Here is a 15,636-nt window from a genome sequence, read left to right as displayed (position 1 = left end):
GAGCCCCCATGCATTTGCGATTGCCCGTTGCCACCGCGCTGGCGTTTGGCCTGGCCCTGCCCGCGGCGCATGCCGGGCAGCCCGGGCCATCCGCGGACGGCATTCCACACAGCCAGTGGAATGCGCCGCAGAAGCCGTTTCGCATCTACGGCAACGTCTGGTACGTGGGGCCGTATGGACTGACGTCGTTGCTGGTGGATACCGGGCAAGGGCTGGCGCTGTTCGATGGAGACCTGGCGGAATCCGCGCCGGTGATCGAGGCGCACATCCGCCAGCTCAGTTTCCGCGTGCGCGATGTGAAGTGGATACTCAACTCGCACCCGCATGCCGACCACGCCGGCGGCATCGCCGCGCTGCAGGCGGCCACCGGTGCGCAGGTGCTGACCAGTATGGCCGGTGCGCGCGAACTCGCCCTGGGCGGTGCCGACCCCAGCGATCCGCAATTCGGTGCCATGCCCTATTTCCAGCCGGTGAAGCAGGTGCGGGTGGTGCGCGACGGCGAGGTCGTGCACTTGGGCAACGTGGCGATCACGGCGCACTACACGCCCGGCCACACGGCGGGCAGCACCTCGTGGACATGGGTTTCCTGCGAGCGCCGCCGCTGCCTGCGCATGGCCTATGCCGACAGCCTCAGCGCCTTCAGCGCGCCGGGTTATCGCTTCACCGACCATCCCGCCTACGTCGCCAATTTCCGCAAGGGCATCGCCGCCGTTGCCGCGCTGCCTTGCGACATCCTGCTCACGCCGCATCCCGACGCCAGCGGCTTCTGGGAAAAAGTGGCCCGGCGCAAATCGCCGACGGACGCGGCGCCGCTGATCGACCCGCAAGCCTGCCGAGACTATGCCGCCACCGCGACGCAGAACCTCGACGCGCGACTGGCGGAAGAGCACGCCAAGGCGCAGTGATTCAAGGCTTCGCGTTCACTACCGGAATGCCCAGCGGCCGCACGTCCAGCCGCTCGGGCAGGCCCATGCCCATGCGCAGGCTGCGGCCGATGCGGTCGGCAAAGTCCTGCATCCGCGCGGCATCGTCTTCGTCCAGCACTTCGCAGGTGGTTTCGCGCCACAGCTCCAGCCAGCGGGCGAAGTGGACGGCGCGGATCGCGGTCTGGCCGCGATGCACCGCCATCGGATTGCCGCGGTAACTCTGGGCGCCGAGCGCCACCGAGCACCAGAAACGGGTCAGCAGCGCCTTGTGTTCCGGCCAGTCATGCACGGCGGCATTGAAGATCGGGCCGATGGACGCGTCGGCACGCACCTTGTCGTAGAAGCAGTCGACCAGGGTGGCGATGCGGGTTTCGTCGAGCGTAGTCATGGCTTGCTTGTCTTCTGCTGGGGCAGCTCTGCGCCCCGTACGGGCATTTTCGCAAATGTGCGCATCAGGGTGACCACGGCCAGGCGCCTGCGGCAATCTGTCCGTGGGTGGCATGCCGGCTTGGCGGTCGTGGTTTCGGTGCCGACCGCTTGGGAGTGAAAGCAAAAAGCCCGCTGGCGCGGGCTTTTTGCTTGAGGGCACGGTCGCCATGAAGGGCGGTCGGTCCGGCTCCCGCGATCAAGGCCGATCGCAAGGGCGCCGCGTTGGCTTACTTCGCCACCACGCGCACCATTTCCAGGCACTTGTTGCTGTAGCCCCACTCGTTGTCGTACCAGCTCACCAGTTTCACGAAGGTGCTGTCCAGCGCGATACCGGCGTCGGCGTCGAACACCGAGGTGCAGGTTTCGCCGCGGAAATCGGTGGCGACCACCTTGTCTTCGGTGTAGCCCAGCACGCCCTTCAGCGCGCCCTGCGACTGCGCCTTCATTTCCGCGCAGATTTCCGCGTAGGTGGCGGGCTTTTCCAGTTCGCAGGTGAGGTCGACTACGGACACGTCCGAGGTCGGCACGCGGAAGCTCATGCCGGTGAGCTTCTTGTTGAGCTCGGGGATCACCACGCCCACGGCCTTGGCCGCGCCGGTGCTGGACGGGATGATGTTCTCGAGGATGCCGCGGCCGCCGCGCCAGTCCTTGTTGCTCGGGCCGTCCACGGTCTTCTGCGTGGCGGTGGCGGCGTGCACGGTGGTCATCAGGCCGCGCTTGATGCCCCACTTGTCGTTCATCACCTTGGCGATGGGCGCGAGGCAGTTGGTGGTGCAGCTGGCGTTGGAGATGATCGCCTCGCCCTTGTAGCTCTTGTCGTTCACGCCGTACACGAACATCGGCGTGTCGTCCTTCGACGGGGCGGACAGGATCACCTTCTTCGCGCCGGCGTCCAGGTGCTTCTGCGCGGTGACCTTGTCGAGGAACAGGCCGGTGGACTCGATCACCACGTCGGCCTGCACTTCGTTCCATTTCAGCGCGGCGGGATCGCGCTCCTGGGTGAGGCGGATCGTCTTGCCGTTGACCACCAGCTGGCCGCCCTCGATCGCCACGTCGCCCTTGAAGCGGCCGTGCACGGAGTCGTAGCGCAGCATGTAGGCGAGGTAGTCCGGTTCCAGCAGGTCGTTGATCGCGACGATCTCGATGTCCTTGCCGAAGTTCTGCACCGCAGCGCGCAGCACGTTGCGACCGATGCGGCCGAAGCCGTTGATGCCGACCTTGATGGCCATGGGACAGCGTCCTCCGATTACAGGGAAAGGCGGCCGCGCGGCGCGGCCGGAAAACCGCGATTTTAGCGGGAAACCGGCACGGCTGCCTGCGCCGCGGCGGCTATCATCGGCGCATGCATTCCACGGGTGCCCTGCCATGCCTGCCAATGTCGCCTCCTTCTTCCATGCGGCCACCAGCACCTGGACGCACGTGGCCAGCGATCCCGCGGCCCGCGAGGCGGTGGTGATCGACCCGGTGCTGGATTTCGATCCGGTCAGCGGCCGGATCGGCACGGAGGCAGCGCACGCGGTGCTCGACCATCTGCATGCGCAAGGGCTGCGCCTGAAATGGATACTGGAAACCCATGCGCATGCGGACCATCTCACCGCCGCGGCATGGCTGCGCGCGCAGACCGGCGCGCCGCTGGCAGCCGGCGCGGGCATCGTCGAGGTGCAGGCCGGGTTCAAGCGCCGGCTGGGGCTTGGGGAAGAGTTCGTGGCCGACGGCTCGGCATTCGACCGCCTGCTGCACGACGGCGACACGCTGCCGCTCGGCGAATTGACGATCGAAGTGCTGGCCACGCCCGGCCATACCGCGGATGGCGTGAGCTATCGCGTCGGCGCGGCGGTGTTCATCGGGGACACGCTGTTCTCGCCGGCGGCGGGCACCGCGCGTTGCGATTTCCCCGGCGGCAGCGCAGCGGCGTTGCATGCCTCGGTACGCCGGCTGTACGCATTGCCGGACGACACGCAGCTATACCTCTGCCATGACTATCCCGCCGGCGGCGCTGCACCGCGCGACAGGGTGTCTGTGCACGAGCAACGCGAGCGCAACGTGCATCTTTCCGCCGACACCAGCGAGGCGGATTTCGTTGAACTGCGCGAACGCCGCGACGCCACGCTGTCGCTGCCGCGGCTGTTCTGGCCGGCGCTGCAGGTGAACATCCGTGCAGGCGAATTGCCGCCGGCGGACGGCGATGGGCGGCGCTTCCTGAAACTGCCGCTGGATGCGGGGGCGCTGGAAGCGCAGTCGTGATTCATCAAAGCTGGCCGCGGAACGCACCGGCTGGCGGAATTCCGGTGGGCTGACCGCGCTGGCCACGCGGCAGCTCTCCGCCCCAGCCTAGCTGGGGCCGGCCGCGCTGATGATCCCGGCACGCTGTGGCACACTCCCGGATCCCTTTGTTCGAAGTGTCTGCCATGAAGTTCTCCCGCCGCCTGTTGGTCACCTCGCTGGCCGTGTTCGCCGTCGTTCCCGCCGCACAGGCCTGGGGGCCGCTGGGGCACAGCATCGTCGCCGCCCTGGCGCAGAAGCACCTGAGCCCGGCCGCCGAGGCCGAGGTGGAACACCTGCTCGCGGCCGACCACACCACCCAGCTCGCCGACATCGCCAGCTGGCCCGACCAGATCCAGGACGATCCGGCGATGGCCACGCTGTGGCAGCAGACGCGCAAGCTTCACTACATCAACTTCCGTGGCGGTCCGGATTGCGACTACGTGCCGCCGCGCGATTGTGCCGGTGGCGAATGCGTGGTGGACGGGCTGGCGCATTACGTGGCGATCCTCGGCGACAAGTCGCAGCCGGATGCGGCGCGCCTCGCGGCGCTGAAGTTCGTGGTGCATTTCGTGGGCGACGAGCACCAGCCGCTGCACGACGGCTATCGCGACGATCTCGGCGGCAACAAGTACCAGGTGCAGTTCGAAGGCAAAGGCAGCAACCTGCACAAGGTTTGGGATTCGGGCATGCTGAAGACGCGCGGGCTCGAGTGGCAGGCCTATGCCCAGAAGCTGGACGCGGAAGGCCCGGTGGCGCTGCCGCCGAACAGCGCGCCGCTGGACAACCCCTATGCGCAGTGGGCCGAGGAGTCCTGCCGCATCACGGCCGCGCCGGGGTTCTATCCGGATGGCCACAAGATCGATCAGGCCTACGTCGACGCCGAACTGCCGGTGGCCGAGAACCAGCTGCGCATCGCCGGGCGTCGCCTGGCCGAAGTGCTGAACCTCGCGCTGACCCAGTGAGCGCATCGCAGGGGAGCTGCATACGAATGCAGGCTGGCATCGCGCCGGGCATCTGTTAGCCTCCACGGCAATCCATCGGATTTAGACGTCCATAGTCCACCAGGCCACAGCATGACCAACACACCGCTCCGCCGCACCAAGATCGTCGCCACCCTCGGACCCGCCACCGACGCGCCGGGCATGCTCGAAAGCATCATCGCCAACGGCGTCGATGTGGTTCGGCTCAACCTCTCGCATGGCCAGCCGGACGACCACCGTGCACGTGCTGCCGCGGTGAAGGCGGCGGCAGCCGCCGCGGGCCGCGAAGTAGGCGTGCTGGCCGACCTGCAGGGTCCGAAGATCCGCGTGGAGAAATTCGCGAACGGCCCGATCCAGCTCGAGGTCGGCCGGCCCTTCGTGCTGGATTGCCGCGTTGATGCGCCACCCGGCGACATCGACCGCGTGGGCGTGAGCTACCTTGGTCTGCCGCAAGACGTGCGCCCCGGCGACGTGTTGCTGCTGGACGACGGCCTGGTGGCGCTCACCGTCAACGAAGTCGTCGGCGCCGAGGTGCGCTGCACCGTGCTGGTGGGCGGCAAGCTGTCGGACCGCAAGGGCCTCAACCGCCAGGGCGGCGGCCTCTCCGTCTCGGCGCTGTCGGACAAGGACAAGGCCGACATCAAGCTTGCCGCCGAGATCGGCGCGGATTTCCTTGCCGTCTCCTTCGTGCGCTCGGCCGATGACATGCACCTTGCGCGGCGGTTGCTGGAAGAGGCCGGCGGCAGCGCGGCGCTGGTGTCCAAGATCGAGCGCGCCGATGCCATCCCCGTGCTGGGCGAGATCATCGACGCCTCCGACGTGGTGATGGTGGCGCGCGGCGACCTGGGCGTGGAGATCGGCGATGCCGAGCTGCCCGGCCTGCAGAAGAAGATCATCCGCGAGACGGTGCTGCGCAATCGCGCCGTCATCACCGCCACCCAGATGCTGCAGTCGATGGTGCGCTCGCCCATCCCCACCCGCGCCGAAGTGCTGGACGTGGCGAACGCGGTGATCGACGGCACCGATGCGGTGATGCTGTCCGAGGAAACCGCCGCCGGCGCCCATCCCGACAAGGCGGTGGCGGCGATGGCGCGCATCTGCCTCGGTGCCGAGCGCCAGTTCGAGCCGAAGGAAGACCTGGCCAGCGCCGGCCACCACCTCAGCCGCACCGACCAGGCGATCGCCCTGGCCGCCATGGTGCTGGCCGCCCAGTTGGGCGTGCGCGCGATCGTGGCGCTCACCGAATCCGGCGCCACCGCGCAATGGCTGTCGCGCTACCGCAGCGCGGTGCCGATCTATGGCCTGTCGCCGTTCGCCGCCGCGCGCCGCCGCATGCAGGTGCTGCGCGACGTGCGCGCGGTGGAGTTCAGCCATGGCGAGAACCAGAGCATGGCTTCCTCCACCCGTGCCGCGGTGCGCCTGCTGTTCGGGCAGGGCAAGCTGCTCGAGGGCGACAGCGTGGTCATCACCTATGGCGACCGCGTGGGCCACGTCGGCGGCACCAACACGCTGAAGCTGCTTTCGGTAGGGGCCGGCGGCGCTGTGGACAGCATGCGCGATCTCTGAGTGGTAGGGGACGCCAACAGGACGTCGCGCGACTAGACTGTTGTCGTCCCCAACCCCACCGGAGCATCCGCCATGAACCCGCGCGCCCCCCGTCTGATCCGTTCCCTGTTGTTGGTACCGGCACTGGCTTGCGCCGCATCCGCGTGGGCGCAGTCGGCCCATCGGGTGGGGCCGGAGAACCTGTATCACTACTGGATTCGCCTCAATACCCAGGTGAATACGGATCTGCCCAACTCGGGTCTCAACCTGGACAAGCCCGGCTGCGCGGCGGTGACCTACACCATAGGTTCCGATGGCGTGCCGATGAACGTGCAGCTGGTCAAACTGGTCCCCAAGAGCGACCTGGGCAACGCCGCAGTGACCGCGGTGAAGAACTTCCGTTACGGCCCCTCCCTCACCAATCGCATCGGCCAGCCCATCGACACCTATTACATCGTGCCGTTCAACGCGCCCGACGGTGCGGATGGCATGCAGAAGGTCATGGAGCCCTGCAAACTGCCCGGTTACGGGCAGTAATCGGCGCCCCTCAGGCGGTTTCGCTATAATTCGAGGCCTTTCATCCTGCCGCCCCGGGGCGGCATCACCCTCGAACGGGCGATTACGCCTCGTTGTATGGAGCCGTCATGAGTATCGAAGATCTCGAAAGCGTTGCCCTGGCCATGGTCGCCCCCGGCAAGGGCATCATCGCCATCGACGAGTCGACCAACACCATCAAGAAGCGCTTCGAGGCCGTCGGCATCGAGAACTCGGAAGAGAACCGCCGCGCCTACCGTGAGCTGCTGCTCACCACGCCGGGCCTGGGCGAGCACATCTCCGGCGCGATCCTGTACGACGAGACCATCCGCCAGTCCACCAAGGACGGCGTGCCGTTCACCCAGGTGATGAAGAAGGCCGGCATCATCCCCGGCATCAAGGTCGACAAGGGCCCGGTGCCGCTGGCCGGCTTCCCGGGCGACGTGGTCACCGAAGGCCTCGACGGGCTGCGCGAGCGCCTCGCCGAATACGTGAAGCTGGGCGCGCAGTTCGCCAAGTGGCGCGCCGTCATCAATATCAGCGAGGACAACCCGTCCTCCACCGCCATCGAGGCCAACTGCCACGCGCTGGCCCGCTACGCTGCGCTGTGCCAGGAAGCCGGCCTGGTGCCGATGGTCGAGCCGGAAGTGATCATGGACGGCGACCACAGCATCGAAGTCAGCTATGAAGTGCACGAAGCCGTGCTGCGTAGCCTGTTCAACGCGCTGTACGAGCAGAACGTGATGCTGGAAGGCACCATCCTCAAGGTCAGCATGGTGATCCCGGGCAAGGAATCGTCCGAGCAGGCCGACGTCGAGGAAGTGGCCGAAGCCACCGTGCGCGTGCTCAAGACCTGCGTGCCGGCTTCGCTGCCGGGCATCGTGTTCCTCTCCGGCGGTCAGACCGACGAGCAGAGCACCGCGCACCTCAACGCGATGAACCGCATCGGGCCGCACCCGTGGCCGCTGTCGTTCTCCTACGGCCGTGCCATGCAGCAGGCCGCGCTCAAGCTGTGGGCCAAGGACATGAAGGCCAACTACGCCGAGGCGCAGAAGACTGTGCACGCACGCGCCAAGGACAACGGCCTGGCCGCGCTGGGTCGCTGGAACGGGTGAACTTTGCGGTCGCCTGCGATCGCAAAGTCGAACGGGTAGCCGCCGCTGGCGGTACCGCTCAAAGAAACGGGCGCCTCGCGGCGCCCGTTTCGTTTTTCACGGCTATCGACGATCCGATCAGAAGCGGAATTCCGCGCTGGCCGAGATCATGTCGGTGCTGAGGTCGACGTTGTGCTTCTTGGCGTCGAAATAGTCGTAGTTCAGGCCGACGCTCACGTTCTGCGTGATGTTGTAGCCGACGCCCGCACCGGCGTACCAGCTGTTGTCGCTCAGGCCCTTGTTGACGGGATTGACGTCGTTGCTCATGCCGTGGCCGGTCCAGCTGTAGAGGCCGGCGCGACCGCTGAGGTACCAGCTCGGGCTCAGATCCAGGTGGGCGTTGGCACCGGCGGTCCAGCCGTGCAGCTGCGACTTGCCGGGGGCGATCACCGGCTGGCTGTTGAAGATGTTCTTGGCGCGGATGTTGCCCAGGTCGTTGTAGCCCACTTCCGCACCCAGCTGGAAGTTCGGCGACAGCGCCCAGCGGTAGCCGCCATTCAGGGCGTAACCGGTGTCGTGGCCATTGTCGTACGGACCCTGGTTGATAGCGGTGCGGCCGACGTTGCCGTTGATGAACCAATTGCCGCTGTCGTTCGGCGCGGTCTGCGCGAAGGCGGCGGGGACGGCCAGCAGGCCGGTGGTGGCGAGGGCAAGGGCGAGCAAAGTCTTTTTCATGGAGATTCTCCTGTTATGGGAAGCGGCGCCGGAGCCTGCAGGAGGGCGGTGCCGCATGCCGGAGGTTGGGGATACGTCAGGCACATACCGTTAGATGGGTGCCTCCCAAAAAGATTCAATACTGATTAGTTCATTATTAAGTAACGGTTAATCCGCCATTTCTGTCCGCACAAATAGAACGGGCGCCTTGCGGCGCCCGCTTGTCGTACGTTGTCCTGCCGGACCAAGACAAAATGGTTCAGAAGCGGTACTCGGCATCGAGCGACACGATGCCCGTCGAGCGACGCACCGCAAGGTCCGAATCAGACGCCACGTTGTGCAGGTTGCCAGCCGAGGCGTGGTAGTAGTCGTACTTCAGGCCCAGACCGAAATGGTTGTTGATGTCCCAACCGGTGCCCACGCCGCCGTAGTAGCCGCCGCTGTCGCCACCGTGAAAGAGAACCTGGTGCAGGCTGTCGTTGTAAGCGCCGCCATTGTTGTTGGCATGGAAGTAACCGGCGTGCGCGCTGATGTACCACTGCGGCAGCAGGTTGATGCGACCGTTGGCACCCAGCGTCCAGCCGCGCAGGGCATTCACCGTGCTGCTCTGGTTGACTGAATTGCCGCTGCCGATATTGCTCAGCTTGTAGTTGCCCAGGTCGGCATAACCCGCCTCAAGGCCCAGGCCCAGATCCGGACCGACCTTCCAGCGATAGCCGGCGAGCACGTTGTAGCCGGTGCGGCGGCCATTCTTGTTGCTGAACAGGTTGCCGGAGCCATTGCCGAAGCCGCTGCCGAAGCCGCTGTTCTTGTTGTAGTTGTCTGTGCGGCCTACGCCAAGATCGATCAGCCAGTTGCCGCTACCGATGGGCTGGCTGGACTGGTAGTTGCCATCGCTGGGCTGCGTGTCTTGCGCGAACGCCGCGGGAGCCAATGCCAAGCCGGCGGAAATACAAGCAATCGCGAACAAATTCTTTTTCATGAGGGGAGTACTCCTGTTTTTTTGAATCCATCAGCGCTCCGCGGGGACGGTTGAACGCCAAAGGGCACCCAATGGGATGCGGTGCCGTGTCATTACATCGCCCCCCACCTGAAGGAATTCAATACCTGTAAGTACAGAATTAAGTTCCAGTTAATGTCGAGGCGACAGGCGCCGTCGCGACAGCACCGGCGGGATCGGCGACAATGCGCGTTTTCCGTCGCCGCCCGGAGCTTCCCCATGACCACCCGCCGCCAACTCGCCAACGCCGTGCGAGCCCTTGCCATGGATGCCGTGCAGAAGGCCAATTCCGGCCATCCGGGCATGCCGATGGGTATGGCCGACATCGCCGAGGTGTTGTGGAACGACTTCCATCGCCACAACCCGGCCAATCCGCACTGGTTCAACCGCGACCGTTTCATGCTCTCCAACGGTCACGGCTCGATGCTGCAGTACGCCGTGCTTCACCTGTCCGGCTATGACCTGCCGATGAGCGAGCTGGAGCGTTTCCGCCAGCTGCATTCGAAGACCCCGGGTCACCCCGAGGCGCACCACACGGTAGGTATTGAAACCACCACCGGCCCGCTGGGCCAGGGCATCGCCAACGGCGTGGGCTTCGCGCTGGCCGAGAAGGTGCTGGCCGAGCGCTTCAACCGTCCGGGCTTCGACGTCGTCGACCATCACACCTGGGTGTTCTGCGGCGACGGCTGCCTGATGGAAGGCATCTCCCAGGAAGCGATCTCGCTGGCCGGCACTTGGAAGCTCGGCAAGCTCACCCTGGTCTACGACGACAACAACATCTCCATCGACGGCGAAGTGCCGGGCTGGTTCACCGACGACACCGCGATGCGCTTCGAGGCCTGCGGCTGGCACGTGATCCGCGACGTGGACGGCCACAACGCCGACAAGATCAAGGCCGCCCTGACCGCCGCCAAGGCGGAAACCGCCAAGCCCACGCTGGTGATGTGCAAGACCATCATCGGCTTCGGCGCCCCGCACAAGGAGGGCACCGAAGCCTGCCACGGCTCGGCGCTGGGCAAGGACGAAGTGGCCGCCGCACGCGACATGCTGGACTGGCGTTCCCCGCCGTTCGAGATTCCCGCCGAAACCTATGCCGGCTGGGACGCGAAGCCGGCCGGCGCGAAGCGCGAGGCCGAGTGGAATGCCCTGTTCGATGCCTACGCCAAGGCGCACCCCGACCTGGCGGCCGAACTGAAGCGCCGCCTTGCCGCCGAGCTGCCTGCGGACTGGGCTGCGAAGTCGCAGGCCTGGATCGACAAGCTGCAGGCCGAAGGCCCCGACGTGGCCAGCCGCAAGGCGTCGCAGATGACGCTGGACGCCTATGGCCCGCTGCTGCCGGAACTGATCGGCGGTTCGGCCGACCTCGCCGGCTCCAACCTTACGATCTGGAAGGGCTCGGTGAGCGTCACCGAAACCAGCCCCAACGCCAACTACATCCATTCCGGCGTGCGCGAGTTCGGCATGACCGCGATCGGCAACGGCTTGGCACTGCACGGTGGCTTCATCCCCTACGACGCCACCTTCCTGGTGTTCTCCGACTACGCGCGCAACGCGGTGCGCATGAGCGCGCTGATCCCGGCGCACTCCATCCACGTCTATACCCACGACTCGATCGGCCTGGGCGAAGACGGCCCGACCCATCAGCCGGTGGAGCACCTGGCCAGCCTGCGCTACATCCCGAACAACCGTGTGTGGCGTCCCTGCGACGCGGTGGAATCGGCGGTGTCGTGGAAGGCGGCGATCGAGCGCAAGGACGGTCCGTCCTGCCTGGTGTTCTCGCGCCAGACGCTGAAGCACCAGCAGCGCAGCGCACAGCAGCTGGCCGACATCGCGCGCGGCGCTTACGTGCTGTCGGACCCGGCGGATACGAAGTTCAAGGCCATTCTGATCGCCACCGGTTCCGAAGTGGAGCTGGCGATGGAGGCGATGCGCACGCTGGCGCAGCAGGGTGTGCCGGTGCGCGTGGTGTCGATGCCGTGCACCGAGATCTTCGATGCCGAGCCGCTGGAATACCGCGAAGGCGTGCTGCCCGGCTGGTGCCGCGCACGCGTGGCGGTGGAAGCCGCCATCACCGATTTCTGGCGCAAGTACGTGGGCCTGGACGGCGAAGTGATCGGCATGACCACCTTCGGCGCCTCGGCTCCGGCCGAGCAGCTGTTCGACTACTTCGGCATCACCACGACCAAGGTGGTCGATGCGGTGAAGCGCGTCGTCGGCTGATACGCAGGCTGTTCCCGAACAAAAGCGCCGCGGAAATTCCGCGGCGCTTTTGTTTGCTGCGAAGACGTCACGCCGCCAGCAATTCGGCGAGATGTTCCGGATCGCGCGCCAACGCCTGTGCGCCGGCCAGCTCCAGCTCCTCGCGGCTGCCGAAGCCCCACAGCACGCCGATGGCATGCACGCGGTTGGCCAGGGCGCCTTCGATGTCGAAGCGGCGGTCGCCGATCATCGCGGTCTGCTGCGGCTGGATGCCGAAATCGGCCAGGGCCGCGGCGATCATCGACGCCTTCTCGCTGTGCGGGCTGGACGGGTCGGGGCCGTAGAGGCGCGTGAATGCCTGGCCGAACGGAAGGTGTTCGACGATCGGCCGCGCATGGTGTTCGGGCTTGCTGGTGACCACGGCCAGGGTGTGCCCGGCCGCCTGCAGGCGCTCGATGGTCGCCGCGATGCCGGGGTAGACCGCGTGCTCGCGCCAGCCCAGTGTGGCGAAGCGTTCGTGGTAGTAATCCACGGCAGCCTCGACGCGCTCGGCGTCATGCTCCAGCAGCGGCGCGAAGCCGTGCCGCAGCGGGGGACCGATCCACGGGCGCAGGTCGGCGGGCGCCGGTACGCCCAGCTTGTCGAAGGCGTAGCGGATGCATGCGGTGATCCCGGGTTCGGAATCGATCAGCGTGCCGTCGAGGTCGAACAGGCAGAGCGTCACTGGCCGGCACGCGCCTTGAGCGCGGCCACCGCGGGCAACTCCTTGCCTTCGAGGAACTCGAGGAACGCGCCGCCGCCGGTGGAGATGTAGGAGACGTCGTTCTCGATGCCGTACTTGTCCACCGCGGCCAGCGTGTCGCCGCCGCCAGCGATGGAGAACGCCTTGGAGGCGGCGATGGCGCGCGCCAGCGTTTCGGTGCCCTTGCCGAAGGCATCGAACTCGAACACGCCGACCGGGCCGTTCCACACCACGGTGCCGGCCTTGGCGATCAGCGCGGCGTACTGCTTCGCTGTCTCCGGGCCGATGTCGAGGATCATCTCGCCCTCGCGCACCTGGTCCACCGCCTTCACCGTGGCAGGTGCGTTGGCAGAGAACTCCGGCGCCACCACCACGTCCACCGGCAGCGGCACTTCGGCGCCGCGGCGCTTGGCGTCGGCCAGCACTTTCTTCGCGGCATCGAGCAGGTCGGGTTCGACCAGCGAGTTGCCCACCGAATGGCCCAGCGCGGCGATGAAGGTGTTGGCGATGCCGCCGCCCACGATCAACTGGTCGACCTTGCCGATCAGGTTGTCGAGCAGGGTGAGCTTGGTGGAAACCTTGGAGCCGGCCACGATCGCCAGCAGCGGGTGCGCGGGGTTTTCCAGCGCCTTGCCCAGCGCATCCAATTCGGCGCATAGCAGCGGGCCGGCGGCAGCCACCGGCGCGTACTTGATCACGCCGTGGGTGGAAGCCTGTGCGCGGTGCGCGGTGCCGAAGGCGTCCATCACGAAGATGTCGCACAGCGCGGCGTACTTCTTCGACAGGGTTTCGTCGTCCTTGCCTTCGCCGACGTTCATGCGGCAGTTCTCCAGCACCACCACCTCGCCGTCGGCCACGTCCACGCCGTCCAGGTAGTCGCGCACGAGACGCACCGGCTTGCCCAGCTTCGCGCCCAGCCACGTGGCCACCGGCGCGAGCGAAGACGCTTCGTCGAACTGGCCTTCCTTCGGACGCCCCAGGTGTGAGAGCACCATGACCTTCGCGCCGGCATCGCGCGCGGCCTTGATCGTCGGCAGCGCGGCGTCGAGGCGCTGGGTGGAAGTGATGTGGCCGTGATCGTCGATCGGCACGTTGAGGTCTTCGCGGATCAGCACGCGCTGGCCGTGGAGGTCGAGGTCGCTCATGCGCAGGACGGTCACATCAAGGCTCCGGTGGTAACGATGGGCCGCGGCGGCGGCTGGAATCGCCCATTTTCCCGCCCGCCGGGAGGGGATGCAAATTACACTGCAGGTTTTCCGCAATGGGCAGGCGCCAATGGCTTCCGGACTCGTGCTGTATGGGTACTGGCGCTCCAGCGCCGCCTATCGCGTGCGCATCGCGCTCAACCTCAAGGGGCTGGGCTATGAGAACCGCCCCGTACACCTGGTGAAGGACGGCGGCGAGCAGCACGCCCCGGCCTACGCCGCGATGAACCCGCAAGAGCTGGTGCCCAGCCTGCGTGACGGCGAGCAGGTGCTGACCCAGTCGCTGGCGATCATGGAATACCTCGATGAAACGCGCCCGCAGTCGCCGCTGCTGCCGGCCGATGCGCAAGGCCGGGCGCGGGTGCGGGCGTTGGCGCAGCTGGTCGCCTGCGACATCCATCCACTGGGCAACCTGCGTGTGCTGCAGTACCTGGAACGCGAACTGGGAGCCGACGAGGCGCAGCGTGGCGGCTGGTCGCGGCACTGGATCGCTGCCGGCTTCGCGGCAATGGAGGCGATGCTGGCAAGCGATGCGGCCACCGGCCGCTATTGCCATGGCGACGCGCCAGGCCTGGCCGACGCCTGCCTGGTGCCTCAGGTGTACAACGCACGGCGCTGGAAGCTGTCGCTGGACGACTACCCGACCATCCGCCGCATCGATGCGGCATGCAATGCGTTGGAGGCGTTCCGGGCGGCCGCACCGGAGGCGCAGCCGGATGCACCGGTGGGCTAGGCGGCGCAGCCTGGTCGCTGGAGTGCCGCAAACGGGAGCGGGTTGCCGGTGATCTTGAGAGTGCGGTGTCCCGCACCCTCAAGATTCGCCGTGCTCCGGTGATCGGCTAGAAGCCCATCCCATACGGATCGTTGCTGCCGCCGATCAGGGCATTGCCGGTTGAATTTCCGCCGCCTTCGGCGAGGCGGATCTTCAGCGACAGGCCGTCGCGGGAATCGGCCTTGTTGAGCGCCTCTTCCAGGTCGATGCGGCCTTCCTTGTAGAGCCGGTACAGCGACTGGTCGAAGGTCTGCATGCCTTCCTGCAGGCTGCGATCCATCGCTTCCTTCACCTCGTGGATCTGGCCGCGGCGGATCATGTCGCGGATCAGCGGGGTGTTAAGCAGCACTTCCACCGCGGGTATGCGGCGGTTGTCCTTGCCGATCACCAGGCGCTGGCTGATGACGGCCTTGAGGTTCAAGGCCAGGTTCATCAAGACGTTCTTGTGCGCCGATTCGGGGAAGAAGTTCAGGATGCGCTCCAGCGTCTGGTCGGCGCTGTTGGAGTGCAGGGTGGCCAGGCAGAGATGGCCGGTTTCGGAGAAGGCGATCGCCGCTTCCATCGTGTCGGTGTCGCGGATCTCGCCGATCATGATCACGTCCGGCGCCTCGCGCATCGCGTTCTTCAGCGCCTCGTGGTAGGTGTGGGTGTCCAGCCCCACCTCGCGCTGGTTGACGATGGAGCGTTTGTGCCGGTGCAGGTATTCGATCGGATCCTCGATGGTGAGGATGTGGCCCGCCGAGTTGGTATTCCGATGATCGATCATCGAAGCCAGCGTGGTGGACTTGCCTGAACCGGTGGCGCCCACCACCAGGATCAATCCGCGCGGCTCCATGATCAGGTCGCGGAAGATCGACGGCAGCTGCAACTGCTCGACGTTGGGGATCTCGCTCTTGATCGCGCGGATCACCATGCCCACTTCGCCGCGTTGCTTGAACACGTTGATGCGGAAGCGCCCGGCCTCCTTCACCGCCAGCGCCATGTTGAGCTCGAGATCGCGCTCGAACTGCGGCACCTGACCCTCGTCCATCAGCGAGTAGGCGATCTTTTTCACCATGCCGCCGGGCAAACCGGTGTTGCCCAACGGGTAAAGCTTGCCCTCGACCTTGATGTTCACCGGGGCGCCGGTGGACAGGAACATGTCCGAGGCACCCTTGTCGACCATCAATTTGAGGAAGTAACCAATATCCACACCAAAATCCCCCTGGTTGCGCTCGTTGCAATGACCTAT

At 66.3% G+C, this 15,636-nt stretch carries 15 protein-coding genes; 8 read left to right on the top strand and 7 right to left on the bottom strand.

Going from position 1 to position 15,636, the window contains the following annotated elements; all coding sequences use genetic code 11:
* Positions 1 to 8: 8 nt before the first annotated feature.
* Positions 9 to 905 carry a subclass B3 metallo-beta-lactamase gene (gene bla, locus IHE46_RS01870; RefSeq protein ID WP_192162899.1) on the top strand — a complete coding sequence of 299 codons (897 nt, stop codon included), beginning with the start codon at positions 9 to 11 and terminating at the stop codon, positions 903 to 905.
* 1 nt (position 906) lies between these two features.
* Here bla and IHE46_RS01865 read toward each other — a convergent pair whose 3' ends face one another.
* Entirely contained in the window at positions 907 to 1,314 is a 408-nt protein-coding gene (locus tag IHE46_RS01865) for a group III truncated hemoglobin (RefSeq protein ID WP_192162898.1), read from the bottom strand.
* A 268-nt stretch (positions 1,315 to 1,582) separates the two neighbouring features.
* The gene (gap, locus tag IHE46_RS01860) at positions 1,583 to 2,584 is read right to left on the bottom strand and encodes a type I glyceraldehyde-3-phosphate dehydrogenase (RefSeq protein WP_192162897.1); all 1,002 of its coding nucleotides are present in this window, start codon (positions 2,582 to 2,584) and stop codon (positions 1,583 to 1,585) included.
* 136 nt (positions 2,585 to 2,720) lie between these two features.
* On the opposite strand from gap, the gene IHE46_RS01855 reads away from it, so the two are divergent.
* From IHE46_RS01855 to IHE46_RS01835, 5 genes are all read left to right on the top strand, one after another.
* Entirely contained in the window at positions 2,721 to 3,599 is an 879-nt protein-coding gene (locus tag IHE46_RS01855; RefSeq protein ID WP_192162896.1) for an MBL fold metallo-hydrolase, read from the top strand.
* A gap of 164 nt (positions 3,600 to 3,763) precedes the next feature.
* Positions 3,764 to 4,582: a S1/P1 nuclease gene (locus IHE46_RS01850; protein WP_192162895.1), complete on the top strand. Its 819-nt coding sequence runs from the start codon at positions 3,764 to 3,766 to the stop codon at positions 4,580 to 4,582.
* Positions 4,583 to 4,693: 111 nt separating this feature from the next.
* On the top strand, positions 4,694 to 6,166 hold the full coding sequence (gene pyk / locus IHE46_RS01845; protein ID WP_192162894.1) for a pyruvate kinase: 1,473 nt from the start codon (positions 4,694 to 4,696) through the stop codon (positions 6,164 to 6,166).
* 72 nt (positions 6,167 to 6,238) lie between these two features.
* Positions 6,239 to 6,682 carry an energy transducer TonB gene (locus IHE46_RS01840; protein ID WP_192162893.1) on the top strand — a complete coding sequence of 148 codons (444 nt, stop codon included), beginning with the start codon at positions 6,239 to 6,241 and terminating at the stop codon, positions 6,680 to 6,682.
* A gap of 107 nt (positions 6,683 to 6,789) precedes the next feature.
* A complete protein-coding gene (locus tag IHE46_RS01835) occupies positions 6,790 to 7,794 on the top strand; it encodes a class I fructose-bisphosphate aldolase (RefSeq protein ID WP_192162892.1) in 1,005 nt (334 codons plus the stop codon).
* Between the two features lie 117 nt (positions 7,795 to 7,911).
* On the opposite strand, the gene IHE46_RS01830 is transcribed toward IHE46_RS01835, so the two are convergent.
* Together IHE46_RS01830 and IHE46_RS01825 are read right to left on the bottom strand one after the other, a co-directional pair.
* Positions 7,912 to 8,508, bottom strand: a complete 597-nt coding sequence (locus tag IHE46_RS01830) for a porin family protein (protein ID WP_192162891.1) — start codon at positions 8,506 to 8,508, stop codon at positions 7,912 to 7,914.
* Between the two features lie 238 nt (positions 8,509 to 8,746).
* Positions 8,747 to 9,469, bottom strand: coding sequence for a porin family protein (locus tag IHE46_RS01825; protein WP_192162890.1), 723 nt, complete (start codon positions 9,467 to 9,469; stop codon positions 8,747 to 8,749).
* A gap of 237 nt (positions 9,470 to 9,706) precedes the next feature.
* On the opposite strand from IHE46_RS01825, the gene tkt reads away from it, so the two are divergent.
* Positions 9,707 to 11,707, top strand: a complete 2,001-nt coding sequence (gene tkt, locus IHE46_RS01820; RefSeq protein ID WP_192162889.1) for a transketolase — start codon at positions 9,707 to 9,709, stop codon at positions 11,705 to 11,707.
* Between the two features lie 67 nt (positions 11,708 to 11,774).
* Here the strand turns inward: tkt and IHE46_RS01815 are convergent, their stop codons facing one another.
* Together IHE46_RS01815 and IHE46_RS01810 are read right to left on the bottom strand one after the other, a co-directional pair.
* A complete protein-coding gene (locus IHE46_RS01815) occupies positions 11,775 to 12,410 on the bottom strand; it encodes an HAD hydrolase-like protein (RefSeq protein WP_192162888.1) in 636 nt (211 codons plus the stop codon).
* Complete coding sequence (locus IHE46_RS01810; RefSeq protein ID WP_192162887.1) at positions 12,407 to 13,588, bottom strand: phosphoglycerate kinase; 1,182 nt, start codon at positions 13,586 to 13,588, stop codon at positions 12,407 to 12,409. Before IHE46_RS01810 ends, IHE46_RS01815 begins: the two co-directional genes overlap by 4 nt.
* Positions 13,589 to 13,703: 115 nt before the next feature.
* Here IHE46_RS01810 and maiA point away from each other — a divergent pair, with 115 nt between their 5' ends.
* Positions 13,704 to 14,366, top strand: coding sequence for a maleylacetoacetate isomerase (maiA, locus tag IHE46_RS01805; RefSeq protein ID WP_192162886.1), 663 nt, complete (start codon positions 13,704 to 13,706; stop codon positions 14,364 to 14,366).
* A 106-nt stretch (positions 14,367 to 14,472) separates the two neighbouring features.
* Here the strand turns inward: maiA and IHE46_RS01800 are convergent, their stop codons facing one another.
* On the bottom strand, positions 14,473 to 15,597 hold the full coding sequence (locus tag IHE46_RS01800) for a PilT/PilU family type 4a pilus ATPase (protein WP_192162885.1): 1,125 nt from the start codon (positions 15,595 to 15,597) through the stop codon (positions 14,473 to 14,475).
* Between the last annotated feature and the right edge of the window lie 39 nt (positions 15,598 to 15,636).

The organism is Rhodanobacter sp. DHG33, from assembly GCF_014843005.1.
Taxonomy (GTDB): Bacteria; Pseudomonadota; Gammaproteobacteria; order Xanthomonadales; family Rhodanobacteraceae; genus Rhodanobacter_A.
Note: the sequence above shows the minus strand (reverse complement) of the source record. Positions and strands in the feature narration are given on the sequence as shown.

Coding starts and splice junctions, on each gene's coding strand:
- IHE46_RS01850 (WP_192162895.1), top strand. CDS start 3,764: ATGAAGTTCTCCCGCCGCCTGTTGGTCACCTCGCTGGCCGTGTTCGCC.
- bla (WP_192162899.1), top strand. CDS start 9: ATGCATTTGCGATTGCCCGTTGCCACCGCGCTGGCGTTTGGCCTGGCC.
- IHE46_RS01840 (WP_192162893.1), top strand. CDS start 6,239: ATGAACCCGCGCGCCCCCCGTCTGATCCGTTCCCTGTTGTTGGTACCG.
- tkt (WP_192162889.1), top strand. CDS start 9,707: ATGACCACCCGCCGCCAACTCGCCAACGCCGTGCGAGCCCTTGCCATG.
- pyk (WP_192162894.1), top strand. CDS start 4,694: ATGACCAACACACCGCTCCGCCGCACCAAGATCGTCGCCACCCTCGGA.
- IHE46_RS01825 (WP_192162890.1), bottom strand. CDS start 9,469: ATGAAAAAGAATTTGTTCGCGATTGCTTGTATTTCCGCCGGCTTGGCA.
- IHE46_RS01865 (WP_192162898.1), bottom strand. CDS start 1,314: ATGACTACGCTCGACGAAACCCGCATCGCCACCCTGGTCGACTGCTTC.
- gap (WP_192162897.1), bottom strand. CDS start 2,584: ATGGCCATCAAGGTCGGCATCAACGGCTTCGGCCGCATCGGTCGCAAC.
- IHE46_RS01835 (WP_192162892.1), top strand. CDS start 6,790: ATGAGTATCGAAGATCTCGAAAGCGTTGCCCTGGCCATGGTCGCCCCC.
- maiA (WP_192162886.1), top strand. CDS start 13,704: ATGGCTTCCGGACTCGTGCTGTATGGGTACTGGCGCTCCAGCGCCGCC.
- IHE46_RS01830 (WP_192162891.1), bottom strand. CDS start 8,508: ATGAAAAAGACTTTGCTCGCCCTTGCCCTCGCCACCACCGGCCTGCTG.
- IHE46_RS01855 (WP_192162896.1), top strand. CDS start 2,721: ATGCCTGCCAATGTCGCCTCCTTCTTCCATGCGGCCACCAGCACCTGG.